This window comes from Rhodococcus sp. NPDC003382 (assembly GCF_053589135.1).
In genome coordinates, this window is sequence record NZ_JBSFRH010000005.1 from 166100 (window position 1) to 187589 (window position 21490).

The following is a 21490-nucleotide window of genomic DNA, read 5'->3' on the forward strand; positions in this document are numbered from 1 at the left end:
TCACACACGACCGACGGGAGAAAGTGCAGACGGATGACTGTCACCGACGAGAAGCCCACCGCCGCCGCCGCACAGTGCCCCGTGACCAGCGGATTCAAGCCGTTCGATCACGACGGCACCTACGAGTTCTTCCTCGGCGCCCGCCGCGAGGCACCGGTCTTCTACAACGCCGAGACCGACTACTGGGTGGTGACCAGGCGCGAGGACGTCCTCGCGGTGTTCAAGGACGCCGACCGGTTCTCGGCCGCGAACGTGCTGTCCTCGGTCAAGCCGTACCCCGAGGAGCTCACCCGGTTCCTCGCGGACAACAACTTCACGGTGGAGCCGGTGCAGTCCAACACCGACCGCCCCCGGCACTCCCGGATCCGGCAGAGTGCGGGCCAGTTCCTGAACCCCAAGCGCTACCGCGACTTCGAACCCCGCGTCCGCGCTCTGGTCCAGGAGTACGTCGAAGGCCTGCGCGAGAAGGTCGCACGCGGTGAGGACGAGGTCGACATCGTCGCCGAACTGACCCACGAGATGCCCGCGCGCGTGGTGTTCATGCTGCTCGGCGTCGACGACGTGGACCCGCTGCAGATCAAGCGCTGGGCGCTCAACCGCGCCACCATGATCTGGGGCAAGCTCACCGACCAGGAAATGATCGACGCCGGCCACGAGCTGAACAACTTCTTCCAGTTCTGCCGGGAGATCGTCGAGGACCGCAAGGTCGACCCGCGCGACGACTACCCCAGCAAGCTGCTGGAACTGCGTGACGGCGACGACAGCGTGCTAACCGAGAACGAGATCATCTGCCTCGTCTTCGCGCTGCTGCTGGCCGGTCACGAGGCCGTCACCAACGGCCTGACCATCAGCGTCCTCACTCTGCTCGAGCATCGTGAGGCCTGGGAGGAACTGGTCGCGGACCCCTCGCTGATTCCCCGCGCGATCGAAGAGGTCCTGCGGCACAGCACGCCCGTCATGACCTGGCGGCGTACCGCGCTCGAGGACGTCGAACTGAGCGGCGTGACCATCCCGGCCGGCGGCAAGATCCTGCTCAGCCTGGCCTCGGCGAATCACGACGAGGCCCGGTTCGAACGTCCCGAGGTCTTCGACATCCACCGCCGCAACTCCCGTGAACACCTGTCCTTCGGATACGGCATCCACGTGTGCATGGGAGCACCCCTCGCACGCGCCGAACTGAAGATCGTGCTCGAAGAACTCGTCAACGCCTTCCCCGGCATGAGCCTGGTGAAGGGACAACAACTCGAATGGACCAGGACGATGGCCCACCGCGGCCCCCAGAGTCTGAAGGTCCGCCTTGGAGGTTCCGAAAATGGCTGAGGTCACCTGGATCGCCGACGGCGAGCGCATCACCGCGGATGTCGCCGACGGCATCAACCTGATGGAAGCAGCCGTCGCCAACGGCGTCCCCGGCATCGTCGGCGAATGCGGCGGCGGAATGATGTGCGCCACCTGCCACGTCTACGTCGAGTCGGACCACCGGACCGGTGAACCCACCCCGGTCGAGGCCGACCTGCTGGACTTCGCCGAGGTCCCCCGCCGCGACACCAGCCGGCTGAGCTGCCAGATCGTTGCCCGGCCCGAGCTCGACGGCATCACCGTCGAAGTGCCCTCCGCCTGGTGAGCACAGCCATGAGCCACGGAACCGTGATCGTCGGCGCCGGACAGGCCGGCCACACCGCCGCCATGCAGTTGCGGGCCGCCGGATACGAGGCCCCGGTCACCGTCATCGGCGACGAGCCGGCCGCCCCCTACCAGCGTCCTCCGCTGTCCAAGCGCTACCTGCTGCGCGAGGCCCAGCCCGAGCACCTGGCACTCGGCGGCCGTGCCCGGGGACCGCAGATCGACCTGCGCACCGGCGAACGCGTGGCCCGCATCGACGTCGACCGGCGCCTCGTCGTCTCCGACGCCGGCACCAGCTTCCGCTACGACCATCTCGTGCTGGCCACCGGCACCCGGGCCCGGAGGCTCCCCGAGGCGCTGGTGGGCGGACTCGCCGGTGTGCACGTGCTCCGGACCCTCGCCGACGCCGACACCCTGGCCGGCGCCCTCGACGACGCGAAGTCGGTGCTCGTCCTCGGTGGCGGCTTCATCGGACTCGAATTCGCCGCCGTGGCAGCACGTCTCGGCCGTCGCGTCACGGTGGTCGAACGCAACCGAGTGCTGGGGCGGGTCGTCAGCGAACAGGCGGCCGAGCACATCCGGTCCGTGCACCTGGGCAACGGCGTCGAATTCGTCGAAGGTCGTGAACTCGCCTCGTTCGACGGCGTGGACGGACGCGTGACCGCCGGCGTGATGACGGACGGAACCCGCATCGAGGCCGACCTGGTGCTCGTCGGAATCGGCGCCGAACCGGTCGCCGAGCTCGCCGCCGACGCCGGCCTCGACGTCGACAACGGCATCACCGTCGACGAACTCGGCCGCACCAGCGCCCCCGGCGTCTACGCGATCGGCGACTGCGCCAACTTCGCGTGGCGCGGCGGGCGACGGCGACTCGAGTCGGTGCAGAACGCCGAGTTCATGGCGAAGGCCGCGGCCGCGCACATCGCGGGCAGGGAAACTCCCCCGCGGCCCGCACCGTGGTTCTGGTCGGACCAGTACGACGTGAAACTGCAGATCGTCGGCCTGCTCGACGAGAGCGACACCGTCGTCACCCGAAAGGCCGAGGACGGCAACGGATTCTCCCTGTGGCACTACCGCGGTGACGACCTCGTCGCGGTGGAGGCCCTCAACGACCCGGGCGCGTTCCTGACGGCCCGCAGGCTGATGGACCGCGGGGTCAGCCCCGCACAGCACACCGTGGCCGACGAGAGCCTCGGAATCCGGGACATCGCCGCACAAGCACTGGAGGCAACATCATGATCGAATCGTTCGATCCGCCGCTGGCGGACTCGAACTCCCTCGTCAGCACCCTGCGCGTGCCCCTGCAGGCACCGGTGCACCTGGACAAGGAGTTCTTCCACAACCGGCCGGGCCCCGCCTTCGGGCAGCTCAAGCTCGGCGCGTTCGACAGCGACCTCACCGTGCAGGGCGTCTCCGAGCCGATCGGCACTCGGGTCATCGTGCACGGCCACATCACCGACAGCGGCGGTGTCCCGGTCAAGAACGCCCTCGTCGAGATCTGGCAGGCGAACAGCGCCGGCGGATACCGCGACTCCCTGGACGTCTCGGGCTTTCCGCTCGACCCGAACTTCTACGGTGCCGGACGCTGCCTGACCGACAGCCGCGGCTACTACCGGTTCGTCACGATCCGCCCCGGCCCGTACCCGGCGATGTTCAAGGACGGTGCACGTGTCTGGCGCGCCTCCCACATCCACTTCTCCGTGCTCGGCGCCGGATGCGCGAGCCGCCTCGTCACCCAGATGTACTTCGAGGGCGACCCGCTGATCCGGATGGACCGCATGATCAATGCCATCCCGGACCGGCGTGGACAGGACCGGCTGGTCGCCAAACTGGACGCGGACAACTCGATCTCCGAATCGTTCGGCCCATCGAGGACACTGCCCACCGTCGACGGCAGCGGTGCCGTCGTGTACCCGCCCAAGCGGACCGATCCGGGCGCCCTGCTGACCAAGAACCCCTCGGCACTGGCCTACCGCTTCGACATCGTGCTCCGCGGATCCGCCGCCACCCCGTTCGAATGAGGGACGACTCGATGATTCTCACCCCCGCACAGACCTGCGGCCCCCTGTTCGGTTTCGCGCTGACCCCGCCCGCGGTCACCCAGGCCGTCTCCGAGGACCACCCCGACGCGATCGTCATCGAGGGCATGCTCCTCGACGGTCGGGGCGAGCACGTGGACTACGGCGCGTTCCTCGAGTTCTGGAGCGACGAACAGGCCTGCCGCGTGCGCACCCTGGAAGGGCGCTTCCGCGCCGTCGTGCGCAAGCCGCAGCCGGTCACCCTGGCCGATGGCCACACTCTCGCACCGCAATTGGGCATCTTCATCTTCACTCGCGGCCTCGCGGGACCGCTGGTCACCAAGATGTTCTTCCCCGACGAGACGGACGCCAACCGGTCCGACGCGATCCTGCAGCAGGTGCCCGAGGAGCGCCGTCACCTGCTCGTCGCCCAGCCCACCGGCCAGGAAGGCCACCTGCAGTACGACATTCACCTGCAGGGTGAGCAGGAATCCGTCTTCTTCTCCCTCGACTAGGCAAAGGCCCCCACCATGGAAGAGAACCTGATCGTCGAGCGCCTCGGCCACGTGCTGGTGCTCACCCTCAACCGTCCCAAGAAGCTCAACGCGATGGACAGCGCGCTCTACATCCGCCTCACCGACGAGCTGCGCGGCGCCGACAAGGACGACGACATCCGGGCCGTGGTCATCCGCGGCGCGGGCACCTCCTTCTGCTCCGGCGCGGACACCGGCGAATTCGCCGAGCTGACGCCGGACAACACCGAACGCGTCGAGGCGCGGGCCGGGCTCACCTACGAACTGCACAAGACCATCCCCGAGATCTCGAAGCCGGTGATCGGCGCGGTCCACGGCTACACCGTCGGCGGCGGTTGCGGTCTCGCGCTGGCCTGCGACATCACGATCGCATCGGCCGACGTCCGGATGGGTTACCCGGAGATCAAGCACGGTCTGGTCGCCGCCGTGGTGATGGCGAATCTCACCAAGCAGCTCGGACGCAAGGCCGGCTTCGAACTGGTGGCCACCGGCCGCCTCGTCGGCGCCGAGGAGGCCGCCGCGCTCGGCATGGTCACCCGCGTGGTCCCCGAGGGCGAGGAATACGCCGAAGCCCTGAAGGTCGCGCAGGCCTTGGCCGAGCAGATCCCCACCTCCCTCCAGGCCACCAAGCGCCTGTTCCACAAGGTCGCCGATCTCCCGCTGGCCGAGGGCCTGGTGCGCGGTCGCGAGGCGAACGAGGAGATGCGCGAATACCGCGCAGAGGCCCTCAAGGACTTCGGCGCCGCGGTCAAGGCCGCCAAGGCCGGGTGAGGACGCCATGACGGACCAGCCGAGCACGGTGCTCGCCGCCTCCGGGCACGTCGTCGAGGACATCCTGCGGGTCAGCGACCTCGACTTCCAGCGCCACATGGGCAACACCGCCTTCACCCAGGTTTTCGCGAACGCGCGCTTCGCCTTCCTGAGCGACTGCGTCAGGCCGACAGTCGGTTTCGACGTCATCCTCGCCCTGGTCAAGCTCGAGGTCGAGTTCACCGGACAGGTCCACTACCCCGCGACCATCCGGACCGCCACCCGGATCGAGAAGATCGGACGCACGTCGATGACGCTGCTCCAGACGATGTCCGTCGGCGAGAAGGACGTCGCGTCGTCCCGCTCGGTCTTCGTCCTCACCGATCGCGACAGCGGGCGTCCGATGGCGTGGCCCGACGAGGTTCGCGCCCTGGTCGACTCGACTGCCCCCACTCCGGTGGCCGTACCGTCATGAGCACCGGGGTCCTCGATCCCGCCGATTTCCGGCAGGTGCTCGGTCACCATCCCACCGGGGTCGCGCTGATCTCCAGCGTGACCGCCGAGGGGACACCGGTCGGAATGATCGTCGGGACGTTCACGTCGGTGTCCCTCGATCCCCCGTTGGTCGGTTTCCTGCCCACCCGCGACTCGGCGAGTTTCGCCGAGATCGAGAAGGTGGGGAAGTTCACCGTGAACATCCTCGCCCACGACCAGGAACCGCTGTGCCGAGCGCTGTCCCGGCCCGCCGCAACGAAATTCGACGGGGTCGAGTGGTCGCCGTCGGGCAACGGTTCCCCCCTGTTGCCCGGCGTCGTGGGCAGTATCGACTGCACCCTCGAATCCACCACCCCGGCGGGCGACCACTACTTCGTCACCGGCCGGGTGAAGAGTCTCGCGATCCACAGACCCGTTGCGCCGCTGCTGTTCTTCCAGGGCGGTTTCGGCGGCTTCGTCCCCGGTTCGTTCGTCGCACCGAGCGACGGGATCGTCGCCGGGAGCGTCCCGATCGTGCAGCGCATCCGCAGCGGGATGCAGGCGTTGGCCCACGCGGCAGGAGGCGAGGTCACGGCCTACGCCAAGGTCGCCGACCATGCGGTTGCCGTGGCGACGGTGGCCGCAGCCGACGTCCCGCCGTCGACCGTCCTGGGTTCGAAGCTGCCGCTGACTCCTCCCCTCGGTGAGGTGTTCCTGGTGGGCGCCCCGGAGGCCGAGGTCGAGCAGTGGCTCGCGACCGCGGGGGGTTCTGCCGACGACGAGGTGCTGAGCGTCGCGCGGGAGCGGTTGGCCCACGCGTGCCGACACGGCTGGACCGGCTCCTACGCCGGTGAAACGCGGGACCGGTTGCTGTTCCCCGCCCTGGACGAGTACGGCCTCGACTCCGTCACGCCCGCCCGGCAGCGCGAGGTCCGGCAGATGCTGCACGCCGCAGTGCCGGAACTTCGACCGGTGCCGCTCGAGGCGCAGACGCTCTACCAGGGCGCAAGCCTGGTGGCGCCCATCAGAAATGCTCACGGCCGCTGCGAACTCATGCTGCGGCTGTGCCGGATACCACCCACGCCGGGCGCGGACATCGCAGCGTGGGGACTCGAACTCCGTCGACTCGCCGAGGAGGCTGCCGAAAACCGGTAGCCCGGGCGAACGGAGCACGAAACGGGAGGGACCGCCATGCGCCACCGCGCGTGGTGGTCCCTCCTCGTCGGCGGAACCCCATCCCCGAAGCCGGTTGCACCCACAACCGGTCGAATCCGAAATCGGTTGCGCCTGAGGGCAGTACGTCGACAAAGAAAAGAGGTCCGCGCCGGGCATCCCCGGCGCGGACCTCTTTCGTGTCGTGCTCGGCGTTACGGCGACTCGGGCAGGGACGTCGCGTCCGGACTGATCAACGCCGAGACGACGCTCCGGACGTCCTCCACCGTCGTGAGATCGGACGTCATCCGCTCGAGGTCGCGCACCTGATCGGCCGGCAGGCGCCAGGGCGCATAGCCGACGCAGTCACCGAACCCCTGTGCCTGCTCCTCCGGCGTCAGGGGGTTGCCGGGGTAGCCCGGGCCGATCTCGAGGGTCCGCACCCACGTGCTGCCGGTGGTGGCGTGCACCTCGACCCGCGACGACGAGTGCCCGGTCAGCTCCGGATCGAAATGCACCCGGATCCGCGCGAGCATGTCCGATCCGTCGAGCTCGGCGACCCGCTCCGGTTCGAAGTGCTCGAGCAGCGAGGCACCGCGCTCGAGGGCGTTCGCGCAGGTGTACTGGGCACTGAACTGCGCGTTGACCCGCGGGTTGGTGCCCGGCTCGAACGGCTTGCCGATGAGATTGTGGGCGAACTCCGGCAGGTGGATGTCGACCCGCTCGATGTTCTCCTTGCCGACGGATTCCAGTGCGAGGAGGGCGGATTCGGTGACACCCTGGGTCAGGCCGCAGCTCGGGTACTTCTTGAAGAAGATGTCTCCCAGCCCGTAGCGGCCGCCGATCTCCTCGACGAACGACTCCGGAGTGCGTTCGCCGCGCGCATACAGCCGCGCGTACCCGAACGGTCCCGAGAGGTAGTTCGCGGGCCCGGTCAGTCCAGCCTGGGCGAACTGGACGCTCTGCACGGCCGACGCCGCGGTCCAGCCCTGGATCAACCGCACCGCGAGGGACGCATCGACGTTGCTCTGGAAGCTCGCCGCGCACCGGTTGAACGAGAGAGCCAGCGCGTTCAGGGTCTGTTCGGCGTCGAGTCCGGCGGCCCGGGCCGCGGCGGCGGTGGCTCCGAGGAGGCCGGCGACGCCCGTCGGGTCGAGGCCGGCGTACTGCTCCTCGGTGAGGTTGAACCGGATGCCCGCCTCGAGCCCGACGGCCAGGGCCGCCAGGAGCTCCGAGCCGGTGCACCCGCCGCGGAGCTCGGCGGCGGCCAGCGCCGCCGGCACGACCGAGGAACCGAGGTGCAGCCCCGGGACCATCGTGTCGCAGTAGTCGAGGGCGCGCGCCATGGTGCCGTTGAGCAGCGCGGCGCTCTGCGCCGGGAGGGGGTCGCCGTGAACGAACGACCGCGCCTCACCTCGACCGCCCTGGACGACGACCATCTTCCGCAGTTCCGCGATTCCGTCCTGGGCGGCCCCGGCGATCGCAGTGCCGCACACCGTGCGCAGGACCTGATGGGCGATCGCGAGCACATCGGAGGGGATGTCGGCGACCACGGTGTCGGCGACGAAACGGGCCATCTGCCGTTCCGGGGAGGCCGGCGCGGCCTGCACCTCGGTTTCCAGCGTTGCGGTGTCGATACTCATGAAACTCCTCAGTGCTGGGGCAGGGACTTGGACGCGGTCCGCCCCACGGTGGCGACGCTGATCAGACCGACCACGGCGACCAGGATGACCCATCCTGCCGGACTGGTGTCCTGTCCGGTGCGCTGCACCAGGAGCTCCGCGATCAGGGGCGCGGTGCCACCGGCGGTGATGGTACCCAGGTTGTAACCCAGCGCGATCCCGGTGTACCGCACGTTGGTCGGGAACAACTCCGCCGCGAGGGCGTAGGTGGGTACCTGGACGAATCCGTTGAAGAACATGTAGACGACGTAGACCGCGATGGCCAGGAGCACGCTGCTCGTGGTGGACAGGATCGAGAACGCCGGCCAGGCCAGGAGCGCGAGTGCGACGTAGCCGACGATCAGAACCGGCTTACGGTCGAACCGGTCGGAGAGCAGACCGGGCAGCGGGAAGGTGATGGTCGCGATCGCGATACCCGCGGCGGCGATCCACGCGATCGCCGTCGGCGAGAGATGTCCCTTGCGCTGCAGGAAGATTCCGAAATAGGTCAGGCCGATGTACACCGTGCCGTTGAGCGCGACCGACATGCCGAACACGCGGAGCACCGACAGCGGGTGGTTGCGGATCACGGTCGCCAGCGGTCGCTTCTCCACGGCCGGTCCGTCGAGACGCTCCTCGAGTTCCTTGAACTGCGGGCTGTCCTCGAGCCGGAGACGTCCCCACAGGGCGACGGCGGCGAAGATCACGGAGACCAGGAACGGAATTCGCCATCCCCAGGACTGCATCTGCTCGGCGCTCAGGCCCAGCCGGACGGCACCGACGACGGCCGCGGCCACCGCGAAACCGAAGGTCGCACCCATGGCGGTGGAACTTCCGAAGAAGCCGCGGCGCCCCGGAGGCGCGAGTTCGGCGATGTAGGTCGCCGCACCGCCGACCTCACCACCCGCCGCGAAGCCCTGGACCAGGCGGACGATCACGATCGCGACGGTCGCCGCGATGCCGATGTTGGCGTGGGTGGGCAGCAGACCCATCACGAGGCACGCGGCGGACATGAGCAGCACCGTCGAGACGAGCGCGAAGCGCCGGCCGCGGCGGTCACCGAGGATCCCGAAGAACCAGCCGCCGACGGGACGGACCAGGTACGAGGACGCGAACACAGCCAGCGCCGAGAGGGTCGCCGTGGCCGGGTCCTGCTCTGGGAAGAACAGTGGCGCCAGGGTCAGCGCCAGAAATCCGTAGACGCTGAAGTCGTAGTACTCGATAACGGTACCGACGCCTCCGGCGAGCGCGGCTCGGCGCGCCATGGCGGGGTTCCCCGTGGTCTTCGCACCCCCCTCCGTGTTCACCCCGTTGTTGTTCACACCTTCTTCGATGAGCTCGCCGCTGGTGGTCATTTTCCTCCTCGTGTTCGACCACTACGTGGTCGATCGGAACCACAGAGCAGTCCTGTGGTCTGCGTCACGCATAAAACCATGGTGTTGTTGACAAGTCAATACGACGTTTATCCATCAGATGGTTTGCAGAAACCACCTAGCGGACCTACAGTGGCGTCATGACACAGGTAACAGCGGCCGCAGGAGCCGACGGCGGGGTCCGCAGCGTGGCCCGCGCCTTCGATCTGCTCAACGGGTTCGACGCCGAACATCCGGTCCGGACCCTGCGCGAACTCGTCGACATCAGTGGACTGCCCAAGTCCACGGTGGTGCGGCTGCTGGGCACGCTCACGTCGCAGGGCATCATCGCCAGCCCCGGCGAATCGACGACCTACAGCGTCGGGCCCTCGTTCCTGCGCTGGGTCAAGCTGGCCGAGGCGATGTGGGAGATCGGCCCCGAGGCCCGGAGGCTGATGACCGCCCTGCGCGACCGGTGCGGCGAAACCGTGAACATCTACATCCGCCAGGACCTGCACCGCCTGTCGGTCGCGCAGATCGAGGGAACCACCACGGTCCGCAGCGTGGTCCAGGTCGGGGCGCAGTACCCCCTGACGACCGGTGCCGCGGGCCGGATCCTGCTCGGCGCCTGCCCGGACAAGGTCCTCGACGCGCTGGCCGAGCAGAACGGCGTGAGCACAGCGGACCTGCGCAGCAGAGCAGCCGGGGACCTCGAGGCCGGCTGCGCGATCACCCACGGAGAGCGGGAACTGGGCGCCTCGGCGGTCGCCGCCCCGATTCTCTCCGCCGACGGCCGAGTCCTCGCCGCACTCTCGATCAGCGGCCCCACGTCGCGCTTCACCGCCGACCGGGTCGCCCGGTACGTCGACGCCGTAATTGACACCGCCCGGCAGATCAGTGCTGTCGGGCTCGGAACCGTGGAGGCTTTCCTTTGACCACCGATCTGCTCGGGGGCGTGCGCGTCCTCGACATGACCAATGTCCTCGCCGGCCCCTTCGCCGGCTACCAGCTCGCCCTCCTCGGTGCCGACGTCGTCAAGGTCGAGACCGCCGGCAGCGGTGACCTGGCCCGTCAGCTGGGTGCGGACCCGGGCCTGAGCGCCGAATACATGGGCGTCTCCTTCCTCGCCCAGAACTCGGGTAAGCGATCGGTCACCGTGAACCTCAAGACCGTTGGCGGCAAGGAGGTTTTCGAACGCCTGCTCGCCGACGCGGACGTGCTGCTGGAGAACTTCCGTCCGGGCGTGCTCGAGCGCCTCGGCTTCGGCTGGGACCGCCTGAAGGAGATCAACCCCCGCCTGGTCTACTGCGCGGTGTCCGGGTTCGGCGCCACCGGCCCGCTGCGCGGCCGCCCCGCCTACGACCAGGTGGTCCAGGGCATGTCCGGAATCATGAGCGTCACCGGCGACACCCGGTCGGCGCCCCTGCGGGTGGGCTACCCGGTCTGCGACAGCTTCGGCGGCCTCGCCGCGGCGATGGCCGTATGCGCCGCGATCGTCCGCCAGCGCGCGACCGGACAGGGCGCCTACCTCGACACGTCCATGCTGGACGCCGCGATCACCTCCATGGGCTGGGTCGTCTCCAATCACCTTGTCACGGGCAAGGAGCCGATCCCCATGGGCAACGAGAACATGACCTCGGCCCCCTCCGGTGCCTTCAAGACCGCCGACGGCGTCCTCAACATCGCGGCGAACAAGCAGGAGCAGTACGAGATCCTCTGCAAGGTGCTCGGCCGCGAGGAACTGATCACCGACCCCCGCTTCGTCACCCGCGAGGACCGCAAGCGCAACCGCGAGATCCTGCGCGACGAACTCGAGATCTCGCTGAAGGAGAAGTCCGCGGCCGAGTGGGACGAGATCCTCCTCGACACCGGAGTCCCGGCCGCACCGGTGGTCCCGGTGTCGGAATCGCTTCGCTCCGAACAGATCCGGCACCGTCAGCTGATCTCCGAGGTGGAGATGCCGGTCGGAGACGCCGGCACCGTCCAGGTCCTCGGCCTGCCCACCCATGTCGACGGTCAGGCCGTCGGCCCCGCCACCCGCCCGCCGACCCTCGGTGAGCACACCGACGAGATCCTGGCCGAGATCGGTTTCACCGCCGACCAGATCACCAGCTTCCGTGAAGAAGGTGCCGTATGACCACCGCAGAAACGACTCGACACCTCGCCACCTCCCCGGCCCGCACGGCTGCCCTCGAGGCGGTGGACTCGCAGAAGACCGCCGATTGGTGGAGCACCGCCGTCTCGGACATCGAACCCGACGTGATCCGGTTCCGCGGATACCCCATCCAGGACCTCATCCGCCGGGCCACGTTCGTCGAGACCATCTGGACCATGGTGCGGGGCTCGATGCCGTCCCGCGCCGAGGCGGCCCTGCTGGAGAAGGCGCTCGTCGCGGCCGTCGACCACGGGCCGCAGGCACCGTCGATCGCGGCCGCCCGGATGGCCGCCACGTGCGGTGTCGGCCTGCACGGCGCGATGTCGACCGGTGTCGGCCTGCTCGGCGACGTCCACGGCGGTGCCGGCCAGCAGTGCGTCGAGTTCCTGCAGCGGCTGGTCACGTCCGCCGAGGGCGGCGATCTCGGCGAGGCCGTGGCGGCCGAGGTGGCGGCCTATCGCGCGCGCCGGGCCTACGTTCCCGGCTTCGGCCACCGGTTCCACACCCGCGACCCGCGCCGGGATCCTCTTCTGGAGGCGGTCCAGGCCGCCGTCGACGCCGGAGTCGTGTCCGGCCGCTACCTCGCGGCCGCGCTGGAACTGGAGGAACAGCTCTCCGCGGGCCGCGCCCGACCGGTTCCCATGAACATCGACGGTGCGACGGCCGTCATCTACGCCGAACTCGGCTTCACCGCCGAACTCGCCCGCGGCCTGTTCATCCTGTCCCGCTCGGTCGGCGTTCTCGCCCACAGCTGGGAGGAGTCGCAGAGCGGTCGCCGCATCAAGGGCCCGATGCCGCCTCCGCTGCTCCCGACCTACGTCGGGCATCCCGAGCGCGCGTGGGATCCCGAATCGGTGGAGGATCCCGAAGCGGAGGACACGAACGGCCGATGAGCATCTCCGACACGGATCCCTTCCGGTCGCTGACGGCGTTGCCGCTCGACGACCCGGCCGGTTCTCCGCTGCACTACTACAGCCTCGCCGCCGCCGAGGCCAACGGCGCCGGACCGATCGGCGAGCTCCCCTGGTCACTGAAGACGCTCGTCGAAGGGGCCCTGCGCAATCAGGGCCATCCCGAGGCGCTGCCCGAGCACGTCCTCGCCCTGACCCGCCGGGACGAGACCGCCGCCGTTCCGTTCTTCCCCGGACGTGTCCTGTTCCAGGACGCCTCCGGCATTCCGGTGCTGGCGGACATCGTGACCCTGCTCGAGCGGGCCGAGAGCGACGGCATCGACGCATCCGCCTTCCGGCCGTCGTTGCCCCTCGACCTCGTCGTGGACCACGCGCTGGAGGTCGACGAACACGGACACGTCGCCGCAGCGGGCCGGAACATCGACCTCGAGTACATGCGCCACCACGACCGCTACCGATTCCTGCGCTGGGCCCAGGACCGCATCCCCGGGCTCCGCGTCGTCCCGCCCGGGGTCGGCATCTGTCACCAGCTGAACCTCGAGGTCCTGGCACCGGTGGTCACCACCACCGAATCCGACGGCCTGCGTGTGGCGGCCCTGGACGCGCTGGTCGGCACCGACTCGCACACCACGATGATCAACGCGCTCGGTGTCACCGGGTGGGGCGTCGGCGGAATCGAGGCCACCGCCGCAGCGCTCGGGCAGGCCCTCATGATCCGGGTGCCGCGCGTCGTCGGTGTCGAACTCACCGGCCGCCTCGCGCCGGGAGTGCTCGCGTCCGACCTGGCACTGACCCTGGCGGAACGTCTGCGCGCGGTGAACGTGGTCGGGGCGATCGTCGAATTCCACGGCGACGGCCTCGGTTCGCTGTCGGTGCCCGACCGCGCCACGGTCGCCAACATGGCCCCCGAATACGGCGCCACGATGGCGTGGTTCCCCGCGGATCACCGCACCCTCGAGTACCTGTCCACCACCGGGCGCTCGCCCGAGCAGGTCCGCCTGGCCGGGCAGTACCTGGCCGCCCAGGGCCTGCTGCACACCGCAACCAGCCCGGTCCCCCGGTTCGGGACGACACTGCGGATCGACCTCGGCAGCATCACGACGACGCTGGCCGGTCCGTCGCGGCCGCACGAAGCCCTGTCGCTGTCCGACGTTCCCGCATCCCGCGGCGAGTCCGGCTCGCACAGCGGCGACATCGCCATCGCCGCGATCACCAGCTGCACCAACACGTCCAACCCCCGCGCCCTGGTGACCGCGGGTCTGCTCGCGCGCAACGCCGTCGCGGCCGGTCTCGCCGCGGCACCGTGGACCAAGACCTCGCTCACCCCCGGATCCCGCGCCGCGGCCGACCTCCTGGAGTCCAGCGGCCTGCAGGCACACCTCGACCGGCTCGGTTTCCACGTCACCGGATTCGGTTGCGGCACCTGCATGGGCAACTCCGGTCCGCTGTCTCCGGCCCCGGCCGGCTCGGACAGGACCGCGGACACCGCCGTGCTGTCCGGCAACCGGAACTTCACCGGCCGGATCCACCCGGACGTCACCCACGCCTACCTCGCCTCCCCGGCGCTGGTCGTGGCCTACGCCCTGGCCGGCAACGTCCGGGTCGACCTGTCGGCCGAGCCTCTCGGTCACGCCGGTGACAGCTCGCCGGTCACCCTCGCCGACCTCTGGCCGGACGAGCAGGAGATCGACGCGCTGCTCGCCGAGCACGAAGCGGCAGCGCTGGGCCGTGGCGCGGATCGGGCGTTGACGACCGACCGCTGGGAACAGCTCGAGTACCCGCACGGCGAGCACTACCGGTGGGACGGGGAAACCGGCAGCATCCGCCGGCCCCCGTTCACCGACACCGAGCTGACCGTGCCCGCGATCACGGGAGACCTGCACGCGCGTCCCCTGCTCGTGCTCGGGGATGCCGTGACCACCGACCACATCTCCCCCGTCGCGCGGGTCCTGCCCGATTCCGCGGCCGGACGCTGGCTCGTCGAACGCGGTGTCGACGAACGGGCGCTGGGCACCTTCAGTTCTCGCCGGCTGAACCACGACGTGATGGTCCGGGGCGGCTTCGCGAACACCCGCCTGCGCAACTTCCTCGCGCCCGAGCGCGAGGGCGGCTGGACGCGGATCTCGCCGGAGCAGCCTCCGGTGCCGGTCCACGTCGCCGCCGAACACCACCGGGAGCACGGCACACCCGTCGTCGTGGTTGCGGGAGAACTCTACGGCGCCGGGTCCGCCCGCGACTGGGCCGCCAAGGTGACACGGCTGCTCGGTGTCCGGGCCGTTCTCGCCCGCAGCTTCGAACGCATCCACCGGACCAACCTGGTCGCGCTGGGTGTCCTGCCGATCCAGTGGGACGGACCCGCCCCCGAGGAGTTCGACGGCAGCGAGGAGATCTCCGTGCTCGGTCTGGACGATCTCGGAACATCCCGGGACGTCACGGTCCGGGTCACGCGCGCGGGCAGGGTGTCGTGGGAGGGCACTGCACTGGCACGGCTCGACACTCCGCTGGAGTACGAATGGCTGCGTGCCGGTGGCCTGTTCGGACATCTCCTGGCTACGCGGTCGCCGCTGTCGGTCTGACACGCTGTCGGCCCGACAACGCTGTCGGCCCGACAACGCTGTCGACCCGACGAAAAGCAAAAGAACGGGGCGCCTCCTTCCGGAGGCGCCCCGTTCTGCTGTGTCGCGAGCTACGTCAGGCGCGAGCCTTCTGCAGGTTCTCGTCGAGGGTGCCGAGGAACTCCTCGGTGGTCTGCCAGCCCTGCTCGGGGCCGACGAGCAGAGCGAGGTCCTTGGTCATCTGGCCGGCTTCGACGGTCTTGATGACGACGTCCTCGAGCTGCTGCGCGAACTCGATCACCTCGGGGGTGTTGTCGAGCTTGCCGCGGTGCTCGAGACCGCGGGTCCAGGCGAAGATCGACGCGATCGGGTTGGTCGACGTCGGCTTGCCCTGCTGGTGCTGACGGTAGTGACGGGTGACGGTGCCGTGCGCCGCCTCGGCCTCGACGGTCTTGCCGTCCGGGGTCATGAGCACGGAGGTCATCAGGCCGAGCGAACCGTAGCCCTGCGCGACGGTGTCGGACTGGACGTCGCCGTCGTAGTTCTTGCAGGCCCACACGTAGCCGCCCTCCCACTTGAGGGAGGAGGCGACCATGTCGTCGATGAGGCGGTGCTCGTAGGTCAGGCCCGCGGCGTCGAATTCCGCCTTGAACTCTTCCTCGTAGATCCGCTGGAACTCGTCCTTGAACATGCCGTCGTAGGCCTTGAGGATCGTGTTCTTGGTCGACAGGTAGACCGGGTAGTTCTGCTGCAGGCCGTAGGCCAGCGACGCACGCGCGAAGTCCTGGATGGACTTCTTGTAGTTGTACATCCCCATGACGACGCCGCCGTCCTCGGGGATCTTGCACACCTCGTGCTGGATCGGCTCGCTGCCGTCCTCGGGCGTGAAGGTGATCGTGACGGTGCCGGCGCCGGGGACCTTGAAGTCGGTGGCGCGGTACTGGTCGCCGAAGGCGTGACGGCCGACGATCACCGGCTTGGTCCAGCCCGGAACCAGGCGGGGCACGTTGGAGATGATGATCGGGGCGCGGAAGATGGTGCCGCCGAGGATGTTTCGGATCGTGCCGTTGGGCGAGCGCCACATCTTCTTGAGGCCGAACTCTTCGACGCGCGCCTCGTCCGGGGTGATCGTGGCGCACTTGACGCCGACGCCGTGCTTCTTGATGGCGTTCGCCGCGTCGATCGTGACCTGATCGTCGGTCGCGTCGCGGTGCTCGATTCCGAGGTCGTAGTACTCGAGATCGACATCCAGGTAAGGGTGGATCAGCTTGTCTTTGATGAACTGCCAGATGATGCGGGTCATCTCGTCGCCGTCGAGTTCGACGACCTTGCCTTCAACCTTGATCTTGGACATGTGCGCTTCGTGTCCTCCTAGGACGTTTCCTCGGCCCGATTCGACCGCACTTTGTGAGTACGGCTTCACACTGCTCAGAGGGATCTGAGCATGGACGTGTTCACACGCGCGGGAACACGTGCCAAACAAGACAAGCGTACTGCTATTCCCTGGGAGCGCAAAGCGCGGGTTTCACTACCGACCGGTAACTTTGCGCTGGTCAGCGGGGCGCTCGGCCCGGCTTCCGGCGCGCCGGAACGAGCCGCTAAACTTGCCGTTCAGGTCATGAGTACCAGCATCGAGCCCCGGCTTGCTGGTCGGCAACCCTCCGGTCAGGGTGGGGTGCTCCGGGTGAAGACCGGGCCGTTCGGCGCACAGGCCGGGCGGCAAGCCTGTACAGGGAGGTAGTGACCATGAGAGTTGTGATCATGAGCTGTCGCGCGTAGATCCGACCCGACCATCCGCCGCCCGCCCAGAAGGACATGATGACCCACACCCTCACCCCCACCGTCGTCGTCGAGGCGGCCGCGTCTTGACGGCGGGCACCGAACGGCGATACGTCGACCTTCCTCCCGAGGACGGCCGTCTCGGCCTGGTCGACATCGGCGCTCTGTCGCTGGAGAACGGTGAGACGCTCCCGAACGTCACGCTCGCGGTGCAGCGCTGGGGAGCCCTCTCCCCCGCGCGCGACAACGTCGTCCTGGTCGAGCACGCACTCACCGGGGATTCGCACATCACCGGACCCGCCGGACCGGATCACCCCTCACCCGGGTGGTGGACCGGAATGGTCGGGCCGGGCGCCCCGATCGACACCAACCGCTGGTGCGTCGTGGCGTCCAACGTGCTCGGAGGCTGCCGCGGCAGCACCGGGCCGGGCAGCATCGCCCCGGACGGCAAACCGTGGGGGTCGCGTTTCCCGCAGATCACCATCCGCGATCAGGTCGCCGCCGAGGCCGCGCTGCTCGACGTGCTCGGCATCGAGACCCTCGCCGCCGTCACCGGCGGATCCATGGGTGGCATGCGCACGCTCGAGTGGATTGTCACCCATCCGGACCGGGTCCGGGCCTCGCTGATCCTTGCCGTGGGCGCCCGCGCCACCGCCGACCAGATCGGCACCCAGACCACGCAGATGGCCGTCATCACCGGCGACCCCGACTGGCAGGGCGGCGACTATCACGGCACCGGACGCCGTCCGGACGCCGGTCTGGGCATCGCGCGCCGCATCGCACACCTGACCTACCGCACCGAGGAAGAACTCGACTCCCGCTACGCGAATTCGCCTCAGGCCGACGAGGATCCGTGGCAGGGCGGACGGTACGCGGTGCAGAGCTACCTCCAACACCAGGCCGACAAGCTGGTGTCGCGGTTCGACCCCGGCACCTACGTCGTCCTCACCGAGGCCATGAACCGCCACGACGTCGGGCGCGGACGGGGTGGAGTCCAGGCTGCGCTCGCCGGTTCCCCGGTTCCGACGATCGTCGCGGGCGTCAGCTCCGATCGGCTGTACCCGCTGCGGCTGCAGCAGGAGATCGCCGACGGGCTGCCCAACTGCGACGGTCTGCGGGTCCTCGAATCGCGGGACGGGCACGACGGATTCCTCACCGAGGCCGACGCCGTTGCCAAGCTCCTGGTCGAACTGATGGACCTGGTCGAACGCGGCTAACCGGTTCCGAGAGGGTCGATCGAGACGGCAAGCGCCACGATCGCCCCTCCCACCAGGAGCATCGCCACGACATCGAATCGTTTGCCGCGCACGGCCAGCACCCCGACCTGCTCGGGCGCCAGCGCCCACCGCAGCACACCCGCGAGGATCACAGCGCCACCGAACACGAACGCGCCGCGCCGCCACCGGTCCGCGAGCACCAGCACCACCGCGGCGGCGATGACCACGGTCACCGCCACCAACGGCAGGTTCCGGCGGGCGAACCGCATCCAACGGTCCATCCGAGTCGCCTGGTTCCGGATCAGAGGCCGGCGAGCTGCTCGGCCCGCTCCACCACGTTCGTGAGCAGGAAGGCACGGGTCAGCGGGCCGACACCACCGGGATTCGGCGAAATGAACCCGGCGACCTCGCGCACCTCGCCGGCGACGTCTCCGCGCAGACCGTCCGCGGTGCGGGAGACACCCACGTCGAGCACCGCCGCACCCGGCTTGACCATGTCCGCGGTGATCAGACCGGGCACACCGGCCGCCGCGACGACGATGTCGGCGCGCTCCACCTCGGCCTTCAGATCCTTGGTCCCGGTGTGGCAGAGCGTCACGGTCGCGTTCTCACTGCGACGGGTGAGCAGCAGGCCGATGGGACGGCCGACGGTGACGCCACGGCCGACGACGACCACATGGGCGCCGGCGATCGGAACCTCGTAACGGCGCAGCAGGTGCACGATGCCGCGCGGGGTGCAGGGCAGCGGAGCCTCCTTGCCGAGCACGAGCCGGCCGAGGTTCACCGGGTGCAGGCCGTCGGCGTCCTTGTCCGGGTCGATGCGTTCGAGCGCGGCGTTCTCGTCGAGATGCTTGGGGAGGGGAAGCTGCACGATGTAGCCGGTGCACGCAGGATCGGCGTTGAGCTCGTCGATCGCGGCGTTGAGCTGCTCCTGGGTGATGTCGGCGGGCAGATCCTTGCGGATCGAGGTGATGCCGACCTTCGCGCAGTCGTTGTGCTTACCGCGCACGTACGCAGCCGATCCGGGATCGTCACCGACGAGGACGGTGCCGAGGCCGGGCGTGATGCCCTTCGCCTTCAGCGCGGCCACTCGGGCCTTCAGGTCCTCGAAAATCTCGTCGCGGGTTGCCTTGCCGTCCAGGATCGTCGCAGTCACGACTGCCATTGTCGCAGGTCCGTGTCCCGGTACTTCAACGGCGGTCGGGCTCGTCGATGTCGAGGCCGTGAGCGCGGGCGTAGCCGATCGCCTGCGACTGCTCGATCCGGGTGTGGTCGAGTTCCGCGCTGCGCCACAAGGCGGGACCGATGTGGGCGCCGCGCAGGTCCGCGCCGTCCAGCCGGACCCCCACCGGCCGCGCGCCCAGCAGATCCACCGTCCGCAGCACCGCGTACCGCATGTCGGCGCGGGTCAGGTCGGCGTCGCGGAAGATGCAGGTGCTCAGGTCCAGGCCACGCAGGTCGGCGCCGCGCAGACTCGCGCGGGTGAAGTCGACGTCGTCGAGGACGAGATGGCGCATCGGGCATTGCTTGAACACCGATCCCACCAGCGAACAGCGCCGGAAGACGCTGTCCGACAGATCGGTCCGGGTGAACGTGCACGATCGGTAGGTGCTGCGCAGGTGGCTGCTTCCCTTCAGGTCTGCATCGGTGAAATCGCAGTCGATGAAGAACGCGTCCTCGATGATCGAGCCGCGCAGATCCGCGTCCCGGAAGCTTCGTCCCGTGACGCGCGCTCCTCTCCACAGGACCTCGGTGTTGTCGCTGCCCATACCTTCATCGTCCACGCCCTACCGGTTCTGGCAAGGCGACGACGACCCGGGACCTGCGGCTCAGCCACGACCGGCCAGTTCCCGCGCCAGCGGGCTCGGAAACTTCACGGTCACCCGATCGCCGCCCACCCATTCGTCGAGCCGGGCGGCCTCCTGCTCGAGTACGGCTCTCCCTTCCGATCCGATGTCCTCGAGCAGATGCAGGCACACCGCCCTGGAGTCGTTCTGCCACCAGGTGCCGACGATCCGGCCGTCCCACCACGCGGTAGGGCCCGCGTTGCCTGCGGTGTCGAACAGTTGCTGCCGGTACGGCCCGAGGTACCAGTCGCGCTCGAACCACCCCATCGTGGTGGGATCCAGTGCCGGCAGCAGCGCACCCCACGGCTCGACGAGCGGCGCCGCCTCGAGGTCGTCGGGGAGCAGATACCCGGTGCGACCGTCGAGATCTACCTCGACCGCGTTCAGTTCGGCGAGTGCCGCGCGCACGGTTTTCAGGGTCGAACCGAGCCACCACTTGATGTCGGTCTCCGTTCCGGGACCGAAAGCACGCAACCACATTTCGACGAGCGTGCGCAGCCCGTCCGCCTCGTCACACGACTCGATCCCGGAGCCCAGCCACGACTCCGTCGTCGCCCAGTTGTGCCGCGACACCCGCCACGAACCGTTGTTCGAGGCCCGCACCACCTTTCCCGACGCCGACAGCACCGTGAGGACACGCGGCCCGAGCGAAACCTCTCCGCCCCAGGACTTTCCGACGCCATACTCCATCGAGCCCCCGAGCAGCGGAATCTCGGCCCGCAGTTCCGTGGACGTCGCTTCCCGACCGTCCGCCAGCGCGTCGAGCACCCGGCCGCTCACCTCGTCCAGCCAGCGTTCGCCGTCCCGGTGCAGCCCCGACGCCTCGGCATCCTTGATCAGCGTCTACGTAAATCTGATACTTCCTGCCACTGACGTGGCAGGCGGTGAAGATCCACGTTCCTCACGGCTACCCACCACACCATCGTGCGATGTTGCGGGCTCGACCGTGTCCCACACCGACGCTTCGGGTGCAGGACAATTCCTCGACTGTGTCACCCCCTTCGGGGGTCTCGAAGCCGCAATACTGCGGCGGACCCGGCGATGCCGAGGCCTGCGCGGGGTGGGACCGGTCTTGTCCCGACATTTCCGGACCGGGGCATGCACCGCGGTCCGGATCTCCACGCTCCCACTGCGAGTGCGGACCGCTCTGCTGCGCCCCACCAACGCCCGTGCGGCGAGGTTCACCGCCGCCACATGATCACGATTCCCCCCCACCCCACACCGGGTGCACCATGCCGTGTGATAGCCACCGGGGCGGGTCAGTGGTTCGGTGCAGCCCGGGCACAGTGCCGACGATCCCCGCGCGGGCACCGACACCACCACCACACCCACCCGTGCCGCGGTGTGGGCAAGGGCGTCGGCGGCCCGGCGGCGGGCGGACTGCGCCGCCCGATTGTTGTTGCACCGGCCGCGCCTGCGAGCCTCCAGGGTGGTCAGGTCCTCCACCGCGATCACCGTCGCCT

At 69.0% G+C, this 21490-nt stretch carries 22 protein-coding genes and 1 riboswitch; of the genes, 14 read left to right on the plus strand and 8 right to left on the minus strand.

The window, feature by feature from the left end; all coding sequences use genetic code 11:
- The first annotated feature begins 33 nt into the window (after positions 1-33).
- The 8 genes from ACWDUD_RS06055 to ACWDUD_RS06090 are packed head-to-tail and all read left to right on the plus strand — an operon-like array spanning position 34 to position 6553.
- Complete coding sequence (locus tag ACWDUD_RS06055) at positions 34-1320, plus strand: cytochrome P450 (protein WP_450108677.1); 1287 nt, start codon at positions 34-36, stop codon at positions 1318-1320.
- Entirely contained in the window at positions 1313-1624 is a 312-nt protein-coding gene (locus ACWDUD_RS06060) for a 2Fe-2S iron-sulfur cluster-binding protein (RefSeq protein ID WP_420750627.1), read from the plus strand. Before ACWDUD_RS06055 ends, ACWDUD_RS06060 begins: the two co-directional genes overlap by 8 nt.
- The gene (locus tag ACWDUD_RS06065; protein WP_450108678.1) at positions 1621-2862 is read left to right on the plus strand and encodes an NAD(P)/FAD-dependent oxidoreductase; all 1242 of its coding nucleotides are present in this window, start codon (positions 1621-1623) and stop codon (positions 2860-2862) included. Before ACWDUD_RS06060 ends, ACWDUD_RS06065 begins: the two co-directional genes overlap by 4 nt.
- Complete coding sequence (locus ACWDUD_RS06070; protein ID WP_420750629.1) at positions 2859-3644, plus strand: dioxygenase family protein; 786 nt, start codon at positions 2859-2861, stop codon at positions 3642-3644. Before ACWDUD_RS06065 ends, ACWDUD_RS06070 begins: the two co-directional genes overlap by 4 nt.
- Positions 3645-3655: 11 nt before the next feature.
- The gene (locus ACWDUD_RS06075; RefSeq protein WP_420750630.1) at positions 3656-4156 is read left to right on the plus strand and encodes a peptidase associated/transthyretin-like domain-containing protein; all 501 of its coding nucleotides are present in this window, start codon (positions 3656-3658) and stop codon (positions 4154-4156) included.
- A gap of 15 nt (positions 4157-4171) precedes the next feature.
- Positions 4172-4945 carry an enoyl-CoA hydratase/isomerase family protein gene (locus tag ACWDUD_RS06080; RefSeq protein ID WP_450108679.1) on the plus strand — a complete coding sequence of 258 codons (774 nt, stop codon included), beginning with the start codon at positions 4172-4174 and terminating at the stop codon, positions 4943-4945.
- Positions 4946-4952: 7 nt separating this feature from the next.
- Positions 4953-5399, plus strand: a complete 447-nt coding sequence (locus ACWDUD_RS06085) for an acyl-CoA thioesterase (protein ID WP_450108680.1) — start codon at positions 4953-4955, stop codon at positions 5397-5399.
- Positions 5396-6553: a flavin reductase family protein gene (locus tag ACWDUD_RS06090; RefSeq protein ID WP_450108681.1), complete on the plus strand. Its 1158-nt coding sequence runs from the start codon at positions 5396-5398 to the stop codon at positions 6551-6553. The genes ACWDUD_RS06085 and ACWDUD_RS06090 overlap by 4 nt, the downstream gene beginning before the upstream one ends.
- Before the next feature lie 212 nt (positions 6554-6765).
- Here ACWDUD_RS06090 and ACWDUD_RS06095 read toward each other — a convergent pair whose 3' ends face one another.
- The gene (locus ACWDUD_RS06095) at positions 6766-8193 is read right to left on the minus strand and encodes an MmgE/PrpD family protein (protein WP_450108682.1); all 1428 of its coding nucleotides are present in this window, start codon (positions 8191-8193) and stop codon (positions 6766-6768) included.
- An 8-nt stretch (positions 8194-8201) separates the two neighbouring features.
- Complete coding sequence (locus ACWDUD_RS06100) at positions 8202-9566, minus strand: MFS transporter (protein WP_420750635.1); 1365 nt, start codon at positions 9564-9566, stop codon at positions 8202-8204.
- A 158-nt stretch (positions 9567-9724) separates the two neighbouring features.
- Here ACWDUD_RS06100 and ACWDUD_RS06105 point away from each other — a divergent pair, with 158 nt between their 5' ends.
- Genes ACWDUD_RS06105 through acnA form a run of 4 tightly spaced genes read left to right on the plus strand, consistent with a single transcriptional unit; the run spans position 9725 to position 15205 of the window.
- Entirely contained in the window at positions 9725-10498 is a 774-nt protein-coding gene (locus tag ACWDUD_RS06105; protein WP_420750636.1) for an IclR family transcriptional regulator, read from the plus strand.
- Positions 10495-11700, plus strand: coding sequence for a CaiB/BaiF CoA transferase family protein (locus ACWDUD_RS06110; protein WP_420750637.1), 1206 nt, complete (start codon positions 10495-10497; stop codon positions 11698-11700). Before ACWDUD_RS06105 ends, ACWDUD_RS06110 begins: the two co-directional genes overlap by 4 nt.
- Positions 11697-12611 (plus strand): citryl-CoA lyase, encoded by a 915-nt coding sequence (locus ACWDUD_RS06115; RefSeq protein WP_450108683.1) that lies wholly within the window; start codon positions 11697-11699, stop codon positions 12609-12611. The genes ACWDUD_RS06110 and ACWDUD_RS06115 overlap by 4 nt, the downstream gene beginning before the upstream one ends.
- A complete protein-coding gene (gene acnA / locus ACWDUD_RS06120) occupies positions 12608-15205 on the plus strand; it encodes an aconitate hydratase AcnA (RefSeq protein WP_450108684.1) in 2598 nt (865 codons plus the stop codon). Before ACWDUD_RS06115 ends, acnA begins: the two co-directional genes overlap by 4 nt.
- 115 nt (positions 15206-15320) lie before the next feature.
- Here the strand turns inward: acnA and ACWDUD_RS06125 are convergent, their stop codons facing one another.
- Positions 15321-16538: an NADP-dependent isocitrate dehydrogenase gene (locus tag ACWDUD_RS06125; RefSeq protein ID WP_197255275.1), complete on the minus strand. Its 1218-nt coding sequence runs from the start codon at positions 16536-16538 to the stop codon at positions 15321-15323.
- A gap of 260 nt (positions 16539-16798) precedes the next feature.
- Positions 16799-16916, plus strand: a riboswitch (SAM riboswitch).
- Positions 16917-17049: 133 nt separating this feature from the next.
- Here ACWDUD_RS06125 and metX point away from each other — a divergent pair.
- The gene (gene metX, locus ACWDUD_RS06130; protein ID WP_420750640.1) at positions 17050-18180 is read left to right on the plus strand and encodes a homoserine O-acetyltransferase MetX; all 1131 of its coding nucleotides are present in this window, start codon (positions 17050-17052) and stop codon (positions 18178-18180) included.
- Here the strand turns inward: metX and ACWDUD_RS06135 are convergent.
- The 5 genes from ACWDUD_RS06135 to ACWDUD_RS06155 are packed head-to-tail and all read right to left on the minus strand — an operon-like array spanning position 18177 to position 21359.
- Positions 18177-18461 carry a DUF3017 domain-containing protein gene (locus tag ACWDUD_RS06135; RefSeq protein ID WP_450108685.1) on the minus strand — a complete coding sequence of 95 codons (285 nt, stop codon included), beginning with the start codon at positions 18459-18461 and terminating at the stop codon, positions 18177-18179. The genes metX and ACWDUD_RS06135 overlap by 4 nt on opposite strands.
- A gap of 20 nt (positions 18462-18481) precedes the next feature.
- Positions 18482-19336: a bifunctional methylenetetrahydrofolate dehydrogenase/methenyltetrahydrofolate cyclohydrolase gene (locus ACWDUD_RS06140; RefSeq protein ID WP_450108686.1), complete on the minus strand. Its 855-nt coding sequence runs from the start codon at positions 19334-19336 to the stop codon at positions 18482-18484.
- A gap of 34 nt (positions 19337-19370) precedes the next feature.
- Positions 19371-19949, minus strand: coding sequence for a pentapeptide repeat-containing protein (locus ACWDUD_RS06145; RefSeq protein WP_420750642.1), 579 nt, complete (start codon positions 19947-19949; stop codon positions 19371-19373).
- Between the two features lie 60 nt (positions 19950-20009).
- Positions 20010-20867, minus strand: a complete 858-nt coding sequence (locus ACWDUD_RS06150; RefSeq protein WP_450108695.1) for a winged helix DNA-binding domain-containing protein — start codon at positions 20865-20867, stop codon at positions 20010-20012.
- Positions 20868-20870: 3 nt separating this feature from the next.
- Positions 20871-21359 carry a zinc ribbon domain-containing protein gene (locus ACWDUD_RS06155; protein WP_450108696.1) on the minus strand — a complete coding sequence of 163 codons (489 nt, stop codon included), beginning with the start codon at positions 21357-21359 and terminating at the stop codon, positions 20871-20873.
- Here ACWDUD_RS06155 and ACWDUD_RS06160 point away from each other — a divergent pair.
- Positions 21298-21490, plus strand: a 193-nt coding sequence (locus ACWDUD_RS06160) for a hypothetical protein (protein ID WP_450108697.1), incomplete at its 3' end; no start/stop codon positions are given. The two genes, ACWDUD_RS06155 and ACWDUD_RS06160, sit on opposite strands and share 62 nt — an antisense overlap.